A 13,861-nucleotide genomic window follows, 5' to 3' on the forward strand; every position below is an offset into this window, starting at 1 on the left:
GGTTATTGCCCGAATGCTTCGCCCCTACAGGATGCGGGCCGATGAAGACGCAGGGATAGGTTATACTGAATCCGGTTATTAAAAACCGATTATTTATTGTCTCTTTTCCCTTTTGCCTCTTGCATGAGTGCCTTATCTCAACAAGCAATTTAAATGCGCGGGCAGCTTAGCTTACCTTTCGAGAAAAAATTTTTTTGCACAGGGAGTCCTTACAATAGAAAAGGGAACACACAACCAAATTGCTGGTATTTTTCCTCTGGGCATGGTGGCGCAGTTTATAGAATTTAGCTGGAATTTATGAATCATTTTCTGCATTCTTTCACTGTTTTTCCTGATTCTGCCCGAAAATCTCGCTCTTACTCCCTCGGTAAACTGCGACGACCGTTAATCTTCCTGTTTACCGTCGGTTGTCTGACTAGCGTGGTCGGTTATCGTTTCTATAATCAGCCGAAATTGGCCGTCGGGACTATTTCCCCCGTCACGATTATCGCCCCCGAAGATGCCCGTTTTCAAGACCAAGAAACCACCGCCCTCAAACGCCAAAAAATTCGGGCTGGACTGCTTCCCCGGCTGAAAAGAGACCCCCAAACCACCGACCAGATCGAGCGATCGCTGCGAGACACTTTAGGGCAATTAAGTCAAATTAGCCCAATTCTGCGAAAAAATTCCATTTTAATGGGCAGGAATATTTCTAACGCCACAATGGAAACGCTGCTCACCTTTTCTGCCGCTCAATGGTCAACTCTACAAAGCCGCCTCAACTATGAAGAATCTTTTACAAAACCCTTGACAAAAGAACAGGAATATGCTGTTAGCGAAATCCAAGCCTATCGTCAGCGCGTGGCCAAGGGTAACTTTGAGCAATTTATCGATCGATTAGGGCAATTACGGCAAATAAAGGAGCAAACCAGCCAAAATTATCAGCATTCCAGCTTAAATAAACTCAAATACGCCGATCTGATCACAGTGGCCCAAATGGGCGATCGAGAGTGGCCAAACCTAGAAACAGCCATCCTGCAAGCGAGTCGCCGGATTTTGGTACAAGGCATTCCCCAGGGATTTCCACCAGTCACCTACAGGATACCATCGCCGTGCAGATTAGCAGCGATCGCCTAACCAGTCGCCAGCAGTCTTTAGCCGAAAATATCCTTCTAGCGGCCCTGGAGGGACAAGCGAACCTGATAGAAGATCGGGAGGCAACCAAAGAACAAGCCACTAAAGCGGTGGAAGCGGTAGATATGGTTATGTCTGACGCTCAAGCTGGTCAAATTATCGTTAAAGCAGGCGAAACAATTACTCAAGCTCAGTTTGTTCTCATCGATGGCTTTGGTTTGAGCGAACGGGGCATTAACTGGATGGGTTTAGGGTCAACGGCAATCCTTGTCACCAGCGCGATCGGGACTTTTTGCCTCGTTTCCCAGCGTCTCCATCGGCCCCTGCGTCACCGGGATTTTCTTCTCTTGGGTTTACTGAGTTTTACCACACCGATCCTAGCGATCGCCCATATTCCCTTTACCAATCTGGCAGCCGTGGGTTTATTACTCAGCAGTTTCTATGGCCCGACTCTGGCCGTCACCCAAGTCCTCTTAACTGCCGGTCTTTCCCTATTCAGCATCCAAGGCATCAGCGCCGATTTAATCGCCGGGACGATTGGGGGACTATTAGCGGCGATGATAGCGGCAAAATTGCGCTCCCGGGATGAATTATCGCTCCTAGGGATGGGAATCGGAGTCAGTCAAGGGGGTGTTTATCTGCTCACTTACCTAATCGTTAGCGCCACGGCCAGCACGGTCATCTATACTCTACTACCCACGGCGCTCGTCTATGGTCTATCGGGAATAGCTTGGACAGTAATCGCCCTAGGATTATCCCCCTATTTGGAACGCTGTTTCGATGTGGTCACTCCCATTCGTCTGGTGGAGTTGTCCAATCCTAATTGTAGTTTGCTCAAACGTTTGGCCACGGAAGCACCGGGTACTTTTCAACATACCCTTTTTGTCGCCTGTTTAGCTGAAGCGGCCGCCCGAAAACTGCACTGTAATGTGGAATTAATTCGCACGGGAACCCTTTATCACGATATCGGGAAAATGCACGATCCTCTCGGTTTTATTGAAAATCAAATGGGTGGCCCGAATAAACACGATGAAATTAATGATCCCTACGTCAGCGCCGAGATTATTAAAAAGCACGTTAGCGAAGGGTTAGTCATGGCCCGCAGACACGGTTTACCGCGAGTGGTCCGCGATTTTATTCCCGAACACCAAGGCAATCTCTTAATTTCCTATTTTTATCAGCAAGCTTTGCAAAAATCCGCCCAAAATGGTCAAGAACTCGTCGATGAGGCGGCCTTTCGCTACGATGGTCCGATTCCCCAATCGCGAGAAACGGCGATCGTTATGTTAGCCGATAGTAGCGAGGCCGCTTTGCGATCGCTGAAGGAGGCCTCCCCAGAACAAGCCATGGATATGATCAAAAAGATTTTTCAGGCCCGATGGCGCGATCAACAATTAGTAGATAGTGGTATTCGTCAGGAGGAATTACCAATTATTGCCGAGGTTTTTGTGCAAGTTTGGCAACAATTCCACCATCAACGCATTGCCTACCCAAAAGCAGTTTTAGAAGTCTCCTCAGCCAAAAAAATATGAAAAAAGATACTTGGCTAAATCAGTTACAATTTCTCTACGAACAAGATGAACATCTCTGGTTGACTGAAACAATTAAACTTCTCAAGGCCAATCGTCTAGCCGAGTTAGATATTCAACATTTAATCGAGGAGTTGGAGGCTTTGAGCAAACGGGATAGAAATCGAGTTGAGAGTTTTTTAAGACAGATAATTATTCAGCTTTTGCTGTGGCAATATTGGTCAGAAGAATTTGAATTAAATCATCGGCATTGGCAAGGAGAAATAGCCACTTTTAGAGTTCAGCTAAATGGATACTTAAGCACAAATCTAGAAAAATATCTCCTAGATAACCAAAAAAGAATCTATCAAGATGCCGTTTTTATTGTTGGGCAAAAAACTGAAATATCTCCTCACAATTTCCCTCTAAATTGTCCCTATTCCCTCGAACAAATGCTTAATAGGCATTGGTTGCCAGAGCGAAATTAGTTAAATCCCACAGGAAAAAATTAAGGATAATTACCAAAATGTTACTAATTACTCTCAACGAAAATACTTTATCTTTATCTCCAGGCAGTCAAGTTATTTTTCCCCATCAGACTTGGGAAGATTACGAAAGATTGCTGAGTTTACGTCTCCAAAAAACCTATCCAAAACTCTATTTTAATCGCAAAACTCAAGAAATTAGGCTTATGTCTCCCCTACCAAGTCATGGCAATCGTGTTGATACATTAAGGGATTTAGTAAAAATTATCCTCCGTCGTCAAGGTAAAGACTGGCAATGTTTTGATCCGATTACCTTGAAAATGCTGGGAGAAGCGGGATTAGAACCAGATACTTGTTTTTATATTGATAATAGACAGGCAATTTTAGGCAAAGAAAGAATTGATTTAACTGTTGATCCTCCTCCCGATTTAGCTATAGAAGTGGATTTTACTTCTCTGACTGATGTGGGTGCTTATCAATTGTTGAAAATCCCCGAATTGTGGGTTTATCGTCGGGAAGAATTAAAAATATATCTGTTAATAGAAGACGGTTATCAAGAAAAGGAAAATAGTCTTCTCTTTCCCGATATAAATATCAAGAAACTTTTTCCCTATTATGTTGAATTAGGCTGGAATCAAGGTTCTAGTCTTGCTTTACGTCAGTTTGAAGCTTTAGAGAATTTTAGTTAAAACACTTTTTGTATAAAAGTGAGCTTAATCCCCCCTTAATCCACGCTTAATAAGGCTTGATCCCCCCTGCCCCCCTTAATAAGGGGGGTGCCGATAGGCGGGGGGATCTGACAAACTAAAGATAATTACCAAAATGCTACTAATTACTCTCAACGAAAATACTTTATCTTTATCTCCCGGCAGTCAAGTTATTTTTCCCCATCAGACTTGGGAAGATTACGAAAGATTGCTGAGTTTACGTCTCCAAAAAACCTATCCCAAACTTTATTTTAGTCGCAAAACTCAAGAAATTCGGCTTATGTCTCCTTTACCAAGTCATGGCAAACGTATCAATCTTTTAAGTGATTTAGTAAAAATTATCCTTCGTCGCCAAGGCAAAGACTGGGAATGTTTTGATCCGATTACCTTGAAAATTCCGGGGGAAGCGGGATTAGAACCAGATACTTGTTTTTATATTGATAATAGACAGGCAATTTTAGGCAAAGAAAGAATTGATTTAACTGTTGATCCTCCTCCCGATTTAGCTATAGAAGTGGATTTTACTTCTCTGACTGATGTGGGTGCTTATCAATTGTTGAAAATCCCCGAATTGTGGGTTTATCGTCGGGAAGAATTAAAAATATATCTGTTAATAGAAGACGGTTATCAAGAAAAGGAAAATAGTCTTCTCTTTCCCGATATAAATATCAAGAAACTTTTTCCCTATTATGTTGAATTAGGCTGGAATCAAGGTTCTAGTCTTGCTTTACGTCAATTTGAAGCTTTAGAGAATTTTAGTTAATAATCAGGGCTGGTTATGGTGGTTTTCTCAACTAGACTCAGTGAGACTAACAATTAGAAGGTCATGCCAGCCTGTTAGTGATTGCTCTTGGTTTTACTGAACAAGTTTTTGCATTGGCGTTGTAATAAACAAGAGAGCGGTTTATATTACCCAAAAAATCTCCACAGACAACATCAAATAAATTTATTTTTATCAATTCAAATACAAGAAAAAACAACTCTAGCAGTTATCTTAAGGGTGAGGCAGGAAGTCTCTGATTTTAGGAAACACTGGAACCAGAGATGATGCTAAATCCCGTCATTTCGTCCCTACCACAATTTGGGCATTTTGTCAAAAAAATTTGACTTTGCAACAAAACTACACAAAAATTAGATCAACGTTGTTAGGGGAAAAAAGGGATAATTGGCGCAAGTGTTTGGTTTGGCTAAAAGGGAAAGTCTAGATTTAGCAATGGTTTCAAGGCAAGCTAGACCTTGAAAAGTCCAAAAAAGCACAGAAAAATCCACCATAGCATAATGCAAAATTATACCAGAATCGCTGGAAGTATTGTCAACTCGTAAATAAATAGAAATTATTCTCAATAAATTCTTAAGTAAAAATAAATATTACCAATTGTAAATTTAAATATTTTTAAGTATTGAAGGTATTTGCATATAAAATACTTATCATTTTGCCCCGATTGCCTCTAACTTTTCCCTCCCCACAGCAATCACCGGGTAAATAGAAAATTTCTCATTCTTTCTCCTAGAGATGAAGTACAAATTAATCCTTACTCATCAAGTATTTTAAGTAGCTGGGTGGAATTAAATATAAAATGAACGTAGGTTGGGTTGAAGCATGAAACCCAACGCCCGATTATGTTACGCTACCGCTAACCCATCCTACAAATAATTGTGCCTACCTACTTAGCAACAATAACTAACCGTATCTATCTGAGAAAGGCTGTAACTACCATAACCTCCGTTATATTGTAAAAATAGTCAAGTTCTTAATTCTCGGTAAAATCGTCCTATGAGGGGAGAATTATTAGTAGCCTGGGCAGCACAACAAAAATCCTTCGATAGCAATTCTGCTGTGAACAGCCAAACGGTGGGAGACATTCCTGAACTGGTTCTTGTCTTGATCCTGCTGCTACTGATTGCCACTGCCGTAGCTCTAGTAACCCAGCGATTACGCATTTCCTATGTGGCAGGTTTAGTCTTAGCAGGATTACCGATTACCGATCTGTTATCTCGTCGTATTGGGTTAGATCCGTTTTTAGTGCTTAACCTTTTTCTGCCGATTCTGATTTTTGAAGCGGCGATTAATACCGATATCAGCCGTCTTCGCAGTACCTTTAAACCGATCGCACTGCTGGCAGGACCCGGCTCGGTTTTTTCTGCGGCGATTATTGCAGTTTTGGTAAAATTTGGCCTGGGGCTAGATTGGATTCCCGCCTTACTGGTGGGAGTGATTCTAGCAAATACCGATACTGTCTCAATAATTGCCGTCTTTAAGGAAATTCGGGTTCCCTCTAGGCTCTTGACTATTGTGGAAGGGGAAACACTATTTAATGATACAGCCGCACTCGTCACCTTCAATTTGCTCTTGGTGATTTACGCGACCGGAACCATCAGCACCACACAAGTTATCGAGGAAGTGTTGATCGTTGCTCTGGGTGGGGGATTAGTGGGTGCTGTCCTGGGCTATCTGTGTCTTCCCATCTATGTGCGCTTACGGGATCCGCTGAGTAGCCTGTTGCTTACGGTTGCGCTTGCCTTGGGAGCTTTTCAACTCGGGCAGTTTTTGGGTGTATCGGGAGCGGTGGCGGTAGTTATTGCCGGACTTGTCTTTGGTAACTTGGGGCTGCCTCGCAGCGCCTCTGCATCCGATCGCATTACCCTGATCAGTTTTTGGGAATATGCCGGTTTTATCGTCAATACCTTTATTTTTCTGCTCATTGGCATTGAAATCAACCCCTTGACCCTATGGCAAACCTTGCCATCGATTGTGCTGGTCATTTTGGCTTATCAATTGGGGCGTATTCTGTCAGTATATTCTTTACTATCGGTACTTCGCTGGATCGATCGACCAATCCCCTTACGCTGGCAACATATTCTGATTTTGGGCAACATCAAGGGTTCACTCTCCATGGCCCTAGCGGTTGCCATTCCTTTGGCTCTAACAGGGCGGGAATTGATCATCGAGCTAGTCTTTGGGGCTGTGTTATTTTCTCTGGTTATCCAAGGATTAGCCTTACCCTGGTTAATTAAAAAGCTCAATATTAGTCAGGTTTCGGCAGTAACACGGGATATTGGACAGTTACAGCTGCAGTTGATCGCGTCGAAAGCGGCACAAGATGAGTTAGCCAATTTACTGAAATCCGGCGTTTTACCGAAAGCAGTGTACGAAGAACTGTGGGCATCTTATCAGGCAAAAGTGGCGGTATCGGAACGGCTGCTGCGGGATGCTTATAATCAGTCTCGATCGGGGCAAATGGAGCCTAACAACAGTCAGTTAGATGCCATTCGACGACGATTGTTCCTCGCCGAGAAAGCCGCCCTGGGGGATGCACTTCGCAAACGCATTGTACCAGAAGATTTAGTACAATCCTACGTTAAAGGTTTGGATGAGAAACTTCTATCGTTGGACGATGATTAGTTTGAATGCCGAGGTAATCGATCATCGGTTTGACGAATTCCGGACGAGTAACCACCAAAATAGTTGAGTCGGCTTCTAGGACGGTATTGCCGTTGGGAATCTCTAAACTGGCAGAAGCGTGACACTGATAGCCAATAATCAGCGAACCGGTCGGAAAGTTGGCATCTTGAGCGATTTGGGCAACGGTACGCCCAGCTACATAACAATCCTTGGGGACGGGCAGCTTTAACACTTCCACTTGCCCCTGTTCAAAGTGCATCATCGATTCTACTTCGGGGTATTCGATCGCATTGGCCATGGTGGCAACGGCTAAATCAATCGTGCTGATGATGTGACTAGCTCCAGCAAGACGATAGGCTTCGAGAAATTCGCGATCGCACATTCTCACCACAATATGGGAAATGCCATAACTTCTAGACAGGGTGACTAGGGCTAGATTCATCGCATCGTCCCTTAGTGCGGCCACAACCGCATTAGCTTGTCGAATCCCTGCCTCTAGCAGAACTTTCGTGCTGACAGCACTCCCCTCAAAGGCCATGACACCGATTTTTTCCCGGGCAAACCGACAAGCTAAAGGATCCACATCAACGATGGCGACGGTGTGTCCCAAGTCTAAAAGTTGTTGGGCTAAACCTAGCCCCATCATTCCCGCCCCACCAATTAAAACGTACATAGCGGCTCTTTACTTAACAAAATACTGCCTAAGTAGGTAGGCGTTAAAAATTATCAGATGCCCCCTTATTCAGGGGGATCCCCCGCCTATCGGCACCCCCCTTATCAAGGGGGGCAGGGGGGATCGAACCTAAAATCCATTTTTAATTTAATTATAACCAGCTACTTAATTAAGTGGTTTCAATTAGATTATAACCAGCTACTTACCCAAAAAATCTCCACAGACAACATCAAATAAATTTATTTTTATCAATTCAAATACCAGAAAAAACGGTTCTTCGTTACTTGGTATGGTTCGATAGGGGGGCATAAATCGACTAAATCCTTATCTGGCAAGAGACTTAATTGATTAGTTCGCTCTAGAGCAAAAACAATTGACAAAAATCGCTAAATGCCTTTCTATATAAGGGTTCCATCCCTTATAACCCCCGTCCATTGCATAACACAAACCGAAGAGCCGAAAAAACAACTCTAGCAGTTATCTTAAGGGTGAGGTAGAACAGATAGAGATGATGCTAAATCCCGTCATTTCGTCTTTACCACAATTCGGGCATTTTGTCAAAAAAATTTTGACTTTGCAACAAAACTACACAAAAATTAGATCAACGTTGTTCGGGAAAAAAGGCATAATTGACCAAAGTGTTTGGTTTGGCTAAAAGGGAAAGTCTAGATTTAGCAATGGTTTCAAGGCAAGCTAGACCTTGAAAAGTCCAAAAAAGCACAGAAAAACCCACCATAGCATAATGCAAAATTATACCAAAATCGCTGGAAGTATTGTCACCTCGTAAATAAATAGAAATTATTCTCAATAAATTCTTAAGTAAAAATAAATATTACCAATTGTAAATTTAAATATTTTTAAGTATTGAAGGTGTTTGTATATAGAATACTTATCATTTTGCCCCGATTGCCTCTAACTTTTCCCTTCCCACAGCAATCACCGGGTAAATAGAAAATTTCTCACTCTTTCTCCTAGAGATGAAGTACAGAGTAATCCTTACTCATCAAGTATTTTAGCGACAATAACTAACCTCATCTCTCTGAGAAAGGCTGTAGCGAAAGAAAATCTGATCAGTGGGAGCGTTACTTTTGTTGTCGGGGTTCCTCGATCGAACTGTTCTAGGTTTGGGAAATGGAGTCAAGATAGAGAGTATCCGGACAGATATCTTGTTCGTTCGGCCAAGTTACCGTACCATCTAAAATTTTTACTTGATTAAAATACTGTTTGTTTTTAAGTTCTTGAAAGATGCCAAAATCGAGCAGTGGTGAACAATCATAAATTTTCTTTTCTTCATTAGTAAAGATGAGTTGTAATTGATAGTTTGGCAAAGGGATAACTTCTTTAACTCTAGGATTCATGATTTATCTCAGTGGTTCAATTTTATACAGTTGTTGTCCTGAAATCGAAGGACTCTCGCTCGGAAATAGCCTCGATCGAATAAAATTCTTTCATCGACAATCGCGAAAGAGTTCACAATCGAACTCTCAGATAATTTCCGTTTAACCTTGCGAATATAATCGGCTATCTCCATCTAATTTGATCGTAAACTTATCTCTTTTCTAGCTGCCAATAGCATTTCATAATAAACATTCCACTCGAAATAATCCATAGCGTCCCCTAGCTCACCAGAACGAAATCTAGGATAGAATTCTTCCGAACTCATGGGATATTGATTTTCCTATTGCTTGATACGGGTTTCTAAATCCAAAATTTGAGCGTTAATCTGCAAATTTTCCCGTTGTTCGCTCTCAATTTTTCGATTCAGTAACTCTCTTTCTTCCTCGGAGAGAGAGAGAATTATTCGCGCGAGAGAATCAATCAGTTGGGTGTTCATTTAAGAACTGTAGCAGATTCGATCGAGAACCGCTGCCATAACTTCTAGGAAATAATGGATGGATGAGGCTGCACCTATCCACCCTAGAGATCTAAATCTGCGGGGCTAAATTTCTTGTGAATCTGAGGAAAACCTAACTGTTTAATCACTTGATGTTTGCGTTCTTCCTCAAGGGATGACAACTGATTATAATTAACCCAGTGAATACAGTTAACCGGACAAGTCTCGATCGCTTCTTGAATAATTTCTTCTTCGTCACCGTCCTGATTATAGACACGAGAGCGACCGTATTCGCCTTCAATAAAAAAGGTATTGGGGGCAACGTGGGCGCAGTGTTTACAACCGATACAAGTGACCTCATCGACGTAAACCGCTTTCTGGCGCAGTAAACCGCCCAATTCCGGTTCAAAACCAGTGCGATCGGGGGAATCTCTTAGGAATCCCCCTAACTCTGGTTCAAAACCAGAGCGTTCGGGAGAAAAATCAGCCATTAGGCACTCCAACGTTGTACCACTAGACGAATGGAACCATCAGTATTTTTTTCCTGTGCTGCCACCTGAAAACCCTGTTTAGCAGTTTCTGCCAGGATGGTGTGGTAGGCATAACCTTGATTTACTTTTCTTAAAAATCCTTCTACGGTTAGGGGTTGTTGCCAGTATTGTAAATCGGCAACTAACTCGTACTCGTTGCCATTCCAGCGAAAACCGATATCGTAATTGTTATCTTGCTCGATTACCACCTCTGCGGTTAAAGTTTGACCTTGATAACCTTTGACGGGGTGGGAACCCTCTTTCCATTCCATCCCCATATCGCTGAGGGCGGCTTTTAGGTAGGATAGATCGCGGATTTTGGTTTTGATATTGCTAAAGTGTGACATGGCTTTTCAGTGGCTTAAATAAAGGGATTGGGAAAAATGAAAAATTACCAGTCGCTAAAAGTGGCTTCGTTGCTGACTTTCTCTGACTGGCTGACGGTTTGATGGTAATAATCCGAGGTTTTCTCTTGAGACATCAGCTGCCCGAGTTGTGCCTCGATCGCCGCCGTCACCTCTTGACAAGATGAACCGACTATGCCTGTCACCTTTTCCATAACGCGACCATCGGGATAGATGATAAACTCTAGGCTTTCCATGCTCATAGCTCTTCTCGGCGTGATCTGGGGTTTGCAAAGCTCCCTATCGTTTTAATTTACGATAGTTTGCTAATCGTAGCAATCTGGTTAAAATTTTAGCAAAACTTTATATTCTGTAACCCAACTACTCTAATTGTTTGTAAGTTTCCCGTAACTTTTCTTCATCGTCAAGGGCGAACCTTGACCCAGGAGGCACAATTTAACAAAACTACACAAAAAAGACGACCTGAAGCGATAAATTGAAAATAAAGGAGATGCAACGGCGAACCACGACCGCCGAGATCATAGAATTTTGTCTATAGGAATCAGAACAAATATGAATAAACAAACAGCCAGCGATCGCATTCGGATCGGTGTTTTAGGTTTTGGTGGTTTGGGACAGGCTGCCGCTAGAATTCTCGCCCCCAAACAGGAAATGCTTTGGACTGCCGCCGCCGATAAAGCCGGTTTTGCATACCACAAAGACGGTCTAGATGTCAATACCTGTAACAAAATTTATCATGACCAGGGTTCGATCGGTTATCTGGAAAATTACGGCAGTCTCAGCGAAAACAGTATCGAGGAATTAATCAAAACTGCCGACGTAGAAGGCTATTTCCTCGCCTTACCAAATTTACCTAACAATTTCATGGCCGATATCGCTAAAACCTTCATTCGCTTAGGTTGGCGCGGGGTTTTAGTCGATGCTCTCAAACGCACCAGCGCCATGGAACAAATCTTAGCACTGCAAGCAGACCTAGAAGCCGCCGGCATCACCTACATGACCGGCTGCGGTGCTACCCCCGGACTGTTAACTGCGGCCGCTGCCCTAGCTGCCCAGAGTTATGCAGAGATTCATAGCGTTAAAATTACCTTCGGCGTGGGAATCGCCAACTGGGAGGCTTATCGTGCCACTATTCGCGAAGATATCGCCCATTTACCCGGTTACAACCCAGAAACAGCCCACCAGATGAGTGACGCAGAAGTGGAAATGCTGTTAAATAAAACCAATGGCATTCTCAGCCTCGAAAATATGGAACACGCGGACGATATTATGCTGGAATTGGCTGGAATTTGTGGACGCGATCGGGTTTCCGTCGGGGGTGTGGTGGATACGCGCAACCCGAAAAAGCCTTTAAGTACCAATGTTAAAGTCACGGGGCGGACTTTTGAAGGCAAAATTTCTACCCATACCTTCACTTTAGGTGATGAAACCAGTATGGCGGCTAATGTCTGCGGGCCGGCTTTTGGTTATCTGAAAGCGGGGGTTTCCCTGCATCGTCGCGGTATCTACGGATTATGGACAGCAGCAGAGATTATGCCGCAATTTGTGCGCTAGGGGTTTCTCTGCCGTAAAATAGCTAAAACTTTCGGGAAAATAGCGGGTAAGGGAGCGATCGCTTCTAGGCTCTCTCCCGTGACCGGATGTATTAAGATTAAACGATAGGCGTGGAGTAATTGTCCGGGTAGATTAATTCCGATGGAACGACCGGAACTATAGAGGGGATCGCCAAGAATCGGATGACCGATGTGGCTGCTATGAACGCGAATTTGATGAGTTCTGCCGGTTTCTAGGCGAAATTCCATTAAGGTGTAGTTGCCTAGTCTTTCCTTGATTTGCCAGTGAGTGACGGCATTTCTACCGCCTTTTTCCACGGCAATAATAGCCATCTTTTGGCGATCGCTGCGGTGACGACCGATCGGCAGATCAATTGTACCTGTTTCGCTTTTGGGGACACCGTGGACAAGGGCCATGTATTCCCGGCGGGCAGTTTTGGTTTTTAATTGTGCCTGTAGGTGTTGATGGGCCTGGTCGGTTTTGGCAATAACGATCGCACCCGTGGTATCCTTATCTAAACGGTGAACTATACCGGGGCGTTGAATTCCACCAATTCCGGCTAAATTTGGGCAGTGATGTAGTAAAGCGTTGACCAAGGTTCCCGATTCGTGGCCGGGGGCCGGATGAACCACTAAATCGGCTGGTTTATTGATAATAATCAGATATTCGTCTTCGTAAAGAATATCAAGCTCGATCGCCTCGGCGGTTAATTCGAGGGGTTGACTGTCGGGAATGGTAATCTTTAAGCGATCACCTTGACCAACTTTAGTATTTTTATTAGTGCAAATTTGACCATTTAACTGTATATATCCCTGTTCTATCAGTTTTTGCAGCCTCGATCTCGATAAATCGGGCAATTGTGACCCCATCCAAGCATCTAAACGTTCTTTTTTTCCCGCAACTTCTAAGTTTAATTGGTTCATCGGTTTTTAGTGATCAGGGTGTAGGGTGTGGTGCGATTCGTTGGCTAGAAACTAGACAGTAAGACGTTTAGAGGATTAGCCGCTTGGTAAATGTAGTACCTTGATAACTTGATAACCATACAGGTGCGGGTTAGTAATAACCTTAGTCCTGTCCTCTAGATGCCTAGAGTGACGGCATTTCCTGCTGCTTTAGACTTGGTACATCTGAGGTAGTGAGCGAGGAAAAAAAGCGGTATCTGATAGCCTAAATCAGAAACCCGTTGAGCCAGAACCTATGGATAGCCCTGGGGCGAAGATACGAATTAACCATCGTCAACACCCACGAGCCAAAAGGCTGACAGGCTCGAAACAAAAGTTAACAGAGTTGGGGCTGATAGCTCATACCACTATCAGTAAGGCATTCCCGTTACTCTGTTGTGGACAGTATCATCCTAATGGTTCAACCAATGGTTATAGGGAACGAAGTAACCCTGATTGACTCTGCCCGTTTGGGGCAGTAGGAAACCATCCGCAAGTCAATAGAGGGAGAGGATGTCCTTAAAAGCCAAGGCTTTGAGTAATATCAAAGATATGCTGACAAAGGACGGGTAACTAGGAAGTCTAAGCAACAATCAACGGTCATATACGCCCTAAAACCAACAATCTTGTCTGGTGGGGATACAGCCAAGAGGGTTGAATAGACAAGGAAATAATAATTCCCATTATTATTCTACTAATGACAGTAGCCTAGTTACTCAGGAGCCGGATACGGCGAAAGTCGTAAGTC

13 protein-coding genes and 1 pseudogene are annotated in these 13,861 nt (G+C 43.4%); 6 read left to right on the plus strand and 8 right to left on the minus strand.

Features of this window, described 5'->3' with window-relative positions; genetic code table 11:
* The first annotated feature begins 297 nt into the window (after nucleotides 1-297).
* The 5 genes and pseudogenes from VL20_RS06620 (at nucleotide 298) to VL20_RS06640 (ending at nucleotide 7,216) form a co-directional block, all read left to right on the plus strand.
* Nucleotides 298-2,645 (plus strand): annotated as a pseudogene (locus VL20_RS06620) (HD family phosphohydrolase).
* Nucleotides 2,642-3,109 (plus strand): DUF29 domain-containing protein, encoded by a 468-nt coding sequence (locus VL20_RS06625; protein WP_052276007.1) that lies wholly within the window; start codon nucleotides 2,642-2,644, stop codon nucleotides 3,107-3,109. The pseudogene VL20_RS06620 and the gene VL20_RS06625 overlap by 4 nt, the downstream one beginning before the upstream one ends.
* A gap of 38 nt (nucleotides 3,110-3,147) precedes the next feature.
* Entirely contained in the window at nucleotides 3,148-3,795 is a 648-nt protein-coding gene (locus VL20_RS06630; protein ID WP_052276008.1) for a Uma2 family endonuclease, read from the plus strand.
* Nucleotides 3,796-3,928: 133 nt separating this feature from the next.
* The gene (locus VL20_RS06635; RefSeq protein WP_052276009.1) at nucleotides 3,929-4,576 is read left to right on the plus strand and encodes a Uma2 family endonuclease; all 648 of its coding nucleotides are present in this window, start codon (nucleotides 3,929-3,931) and stop codon (nucleotides 4,574-4,576) included.
* Between the two features lie 1,011 nt (nucleotides 4,577-5,587).
* Entirely contained in the window at nucleotides 5,588-7,216 is a 1,629-nt protein-coding gene (locus tag VL20_RS06640) for a cation:proton antiporter (protein WP_081417849.1), read from the plus strand.
* Here VL20_RS06640 and VL20_RS06645 read toward each other — a convergent pair.
* The 7 genes from VL20_RS06645 to VL20_RS06675 form a co-directional block, all read right to left on the minus strand.
* Complete coding sequence (locus VL20_RS06645; RefSeq protein WP_052276010.1) at nucleotides 7,173-7,889, minus strand: potassium channel family protein; 717 nt, start codon at nucleotides 7,887-7,889, stop codon at nucleotides 7,173-7,175. The genes VL20_RS06640 and VL20_RS06645 overlap by 44 nt on opposite strands.
* A gap of 601 nt (nucleotides 7,890-8,490) precedes the next feature.
* Nucleotides 8,491-8,697 carry a hypothetical protein gene (locus tag VL20_RS06650; RefSeq protein ID WP_052276011.1) on the minus strand — a complete coding sequence of 69 codons (207 nt, stop codon included), beginning with the start codon at nucleotides 8,695-8,697 and terminating at the stop codon, nucleotides 8,491-8,493.
* A gap of 310 nt (nucleotides 8,698-9,007) precedes the next feature.
* On the minus strand, nucleotides 9,008-9,247 hold the full coding sequence (locus VL20_RS06655) for a DUF2442 domain-containing protein (RefSeq protein WP_002773190.1): 240 nt from the start codon (nucleotides 9,245-9,247) through the stop codon (nucleotides 9,008-9,010).
* Between the two features lie 320 nt (nucleotides 9,248-9,567).
* Nucleotides 9,568-9,723: a hypothetical protein gene (locus VL20_RS32315; protein ID WP_249264864.1), complete on the minus strand. Its 156-nt coding sequence runs from the start codon at nucleotides 9,721-9,723 to the stop codon at nucleotides 9,568-9,570.
* A gap of 83 nt (nucleotides 9,724-9,806) precedes the next feature.
* Nucleotides 9,807-10,214: a ferredoxin gene (locus tag VL20_RS06665; protein ID WP_046660548.1), complete on the minus strand. Its 408-nt coding sequence runs from the start codon at nucleotides 10,212-10,214 to the stop codon at nucleotides 9,807-9,809.
* Nucleotides 10,214-10,600, minus strand: coding sequence for a DUF1257 domain-containing protein (locus tag VL20_RS06670; RefSeq protein ID WP_002762644.1), 387 nt, complete (start codon nucleotides 10,598-10,600; stop codon nucleotides 10,214-10,216). Before VL20_RS06670 ends, VL20_RS06665 begins: the two co-directional genes overlap by 1 nt.
* A 44-nt stretch (nucleotides 10,601-10,644) precedes the next feature.
* Nucleotides 10,645-10,860, minus strand: a complete 216-nt coding sequence (locus VL20_RS06675) for a DUF2997 domain-containing protein (protein WP_002762645.1) — start codon at nucleotides 10,858-10,860, stop codon at nucleotides 10,645-10,647.
* A 310-nt stretch (nucleotides 10,861-11,170) separates the two neighbouring features.
* On the opposite strand from VL20_RS06675, the gene bioU reads away from it, so the two are divergent.
* Nucleotides 11,171-12,172, plus strand: coding sequence for a (S)-8-amino-7-oxononanoate synthase BioU (bioU, locus tag VL20_RS06680; RefSeq protein WP_052276012.1), 1,002 nt, complete (start codon nucleotides 11,171-11,173; stop codon nucleotides 12,170-12,172).
* On the opposite strand, the gene VL20_RS06685 is transcribed toward bioU, so the two are convergent.
* The gene (locus VL20_RS06685; protein WP_052276013.1) at nucleotides 12,169-13,095 is read right to left on the minus strand and encodes an RluA family pseudouridine synthase; all 927 of its coding nucleotides are present in this window, start codon (nucleotides 13,093-13,095) and stop codon (nucleotides 12,169-12,171) included. The two genes, bioU and VL20_RS06685, sit on opposite strands and share 4 nt — an antisense overlap.
* Nucleotides 13,096-13,861 lie beyond the last annotated feature (766 nt).

Origin of the sequence: Microcystis panniformis FACHB-1757 (assembly GCF_001264245.1) — a bacterium.
Taxonomy (GTDB): Bacteria; Cyanobacteriota; Cyanobacteriia; order Cyanobacteriales; family Microcystaceae; genus Microcystis; species Microcystis panniformis.

Bases quoted from the DNA above. Each gene is read 5' to 3' on its own strand.
- VL20_RS06625 (WP_052276007.1), top strand. From the start codon at position 2,642: ATGAAAAAAGATACTTGGCTAAATCAGTTACAATTTCTCTACGAACAA.
- VL20_RS06630 (WP_052276008.1), top strand. From the start codon at position 3,148: ATGTTACTAATTACTCTCAACGAAAATACTTTATCTTTATCTCCAGGC.
- VL20_RS06635 (WP_052276009.1), top strand. From the start codon at position 3,929: ATGCTACTAATTACTCTCAACGAAAATACTTTATCTTTATCTCCCGGC.
- VL20_RS06640 (WP_081417849.1), top strand. From the start codon at position 5,588: ATGAGGGGAGAATTATTAGTAGCCTGGGCAGCACAACAAAAATCCTTC.
- VL20_RS06645 (WP_052276010.1), bottom strand. From the start codon at position 7,889: ATGTACGTTTTAATTGGTGGGGCGGGAATGATGGGGCTAGGTTTAGCC.
- VL20_RS06655 (WP_002773190.1), bottom strand. From the start codon at position 9,247: ATGAATCCTAGAGTTAAAGAAGTTATCCCTTTGCCAAACTATCAATTA.
- VL20_RS32315 (WP_249264864.1), bottom strand. From the start codon at position 9,723: ATGAACACCCAACTGATTGATTCTCTCGCGCGAATAATTCTCTCTCTC.
- VL20_RS06665 (WP_046660548.1), bottom strand. From the start codon at position 10,214: ATGGCTGATTTTTCTCCCGAACGCTCTGGTTTTGAACCAGAGTTAGGG.
- VL20_RS06670 (WP_002762644.1), bottom strand. From the start codon at position 10,600: ATGTCACACTTTAGCAATATCAAAACCAAAATCCGCGATCTATCCTAC.
- VL20_RS06675 (WP_002762645.1), bottom strand. From the start codon at position 10,860: ATGAGCATGGAAAGCCTAGAGTTTATCATCTATCCCGATGGTCGCGTT.
- bioU (WP_052276012.1), top strand. From the start codon at position 11,171: ATGAATAAACAAACAGCCAGCGATCGCATTCGGATCGGTGTTTTAGGT.
- VL20_RS06685 (WP_052276013.1), bottom strand. From the start codon at position 13,095: ATGAACCAATTAAACTTAGAAGTTGCGGGAAAAAAAGAACGTTTAGAT.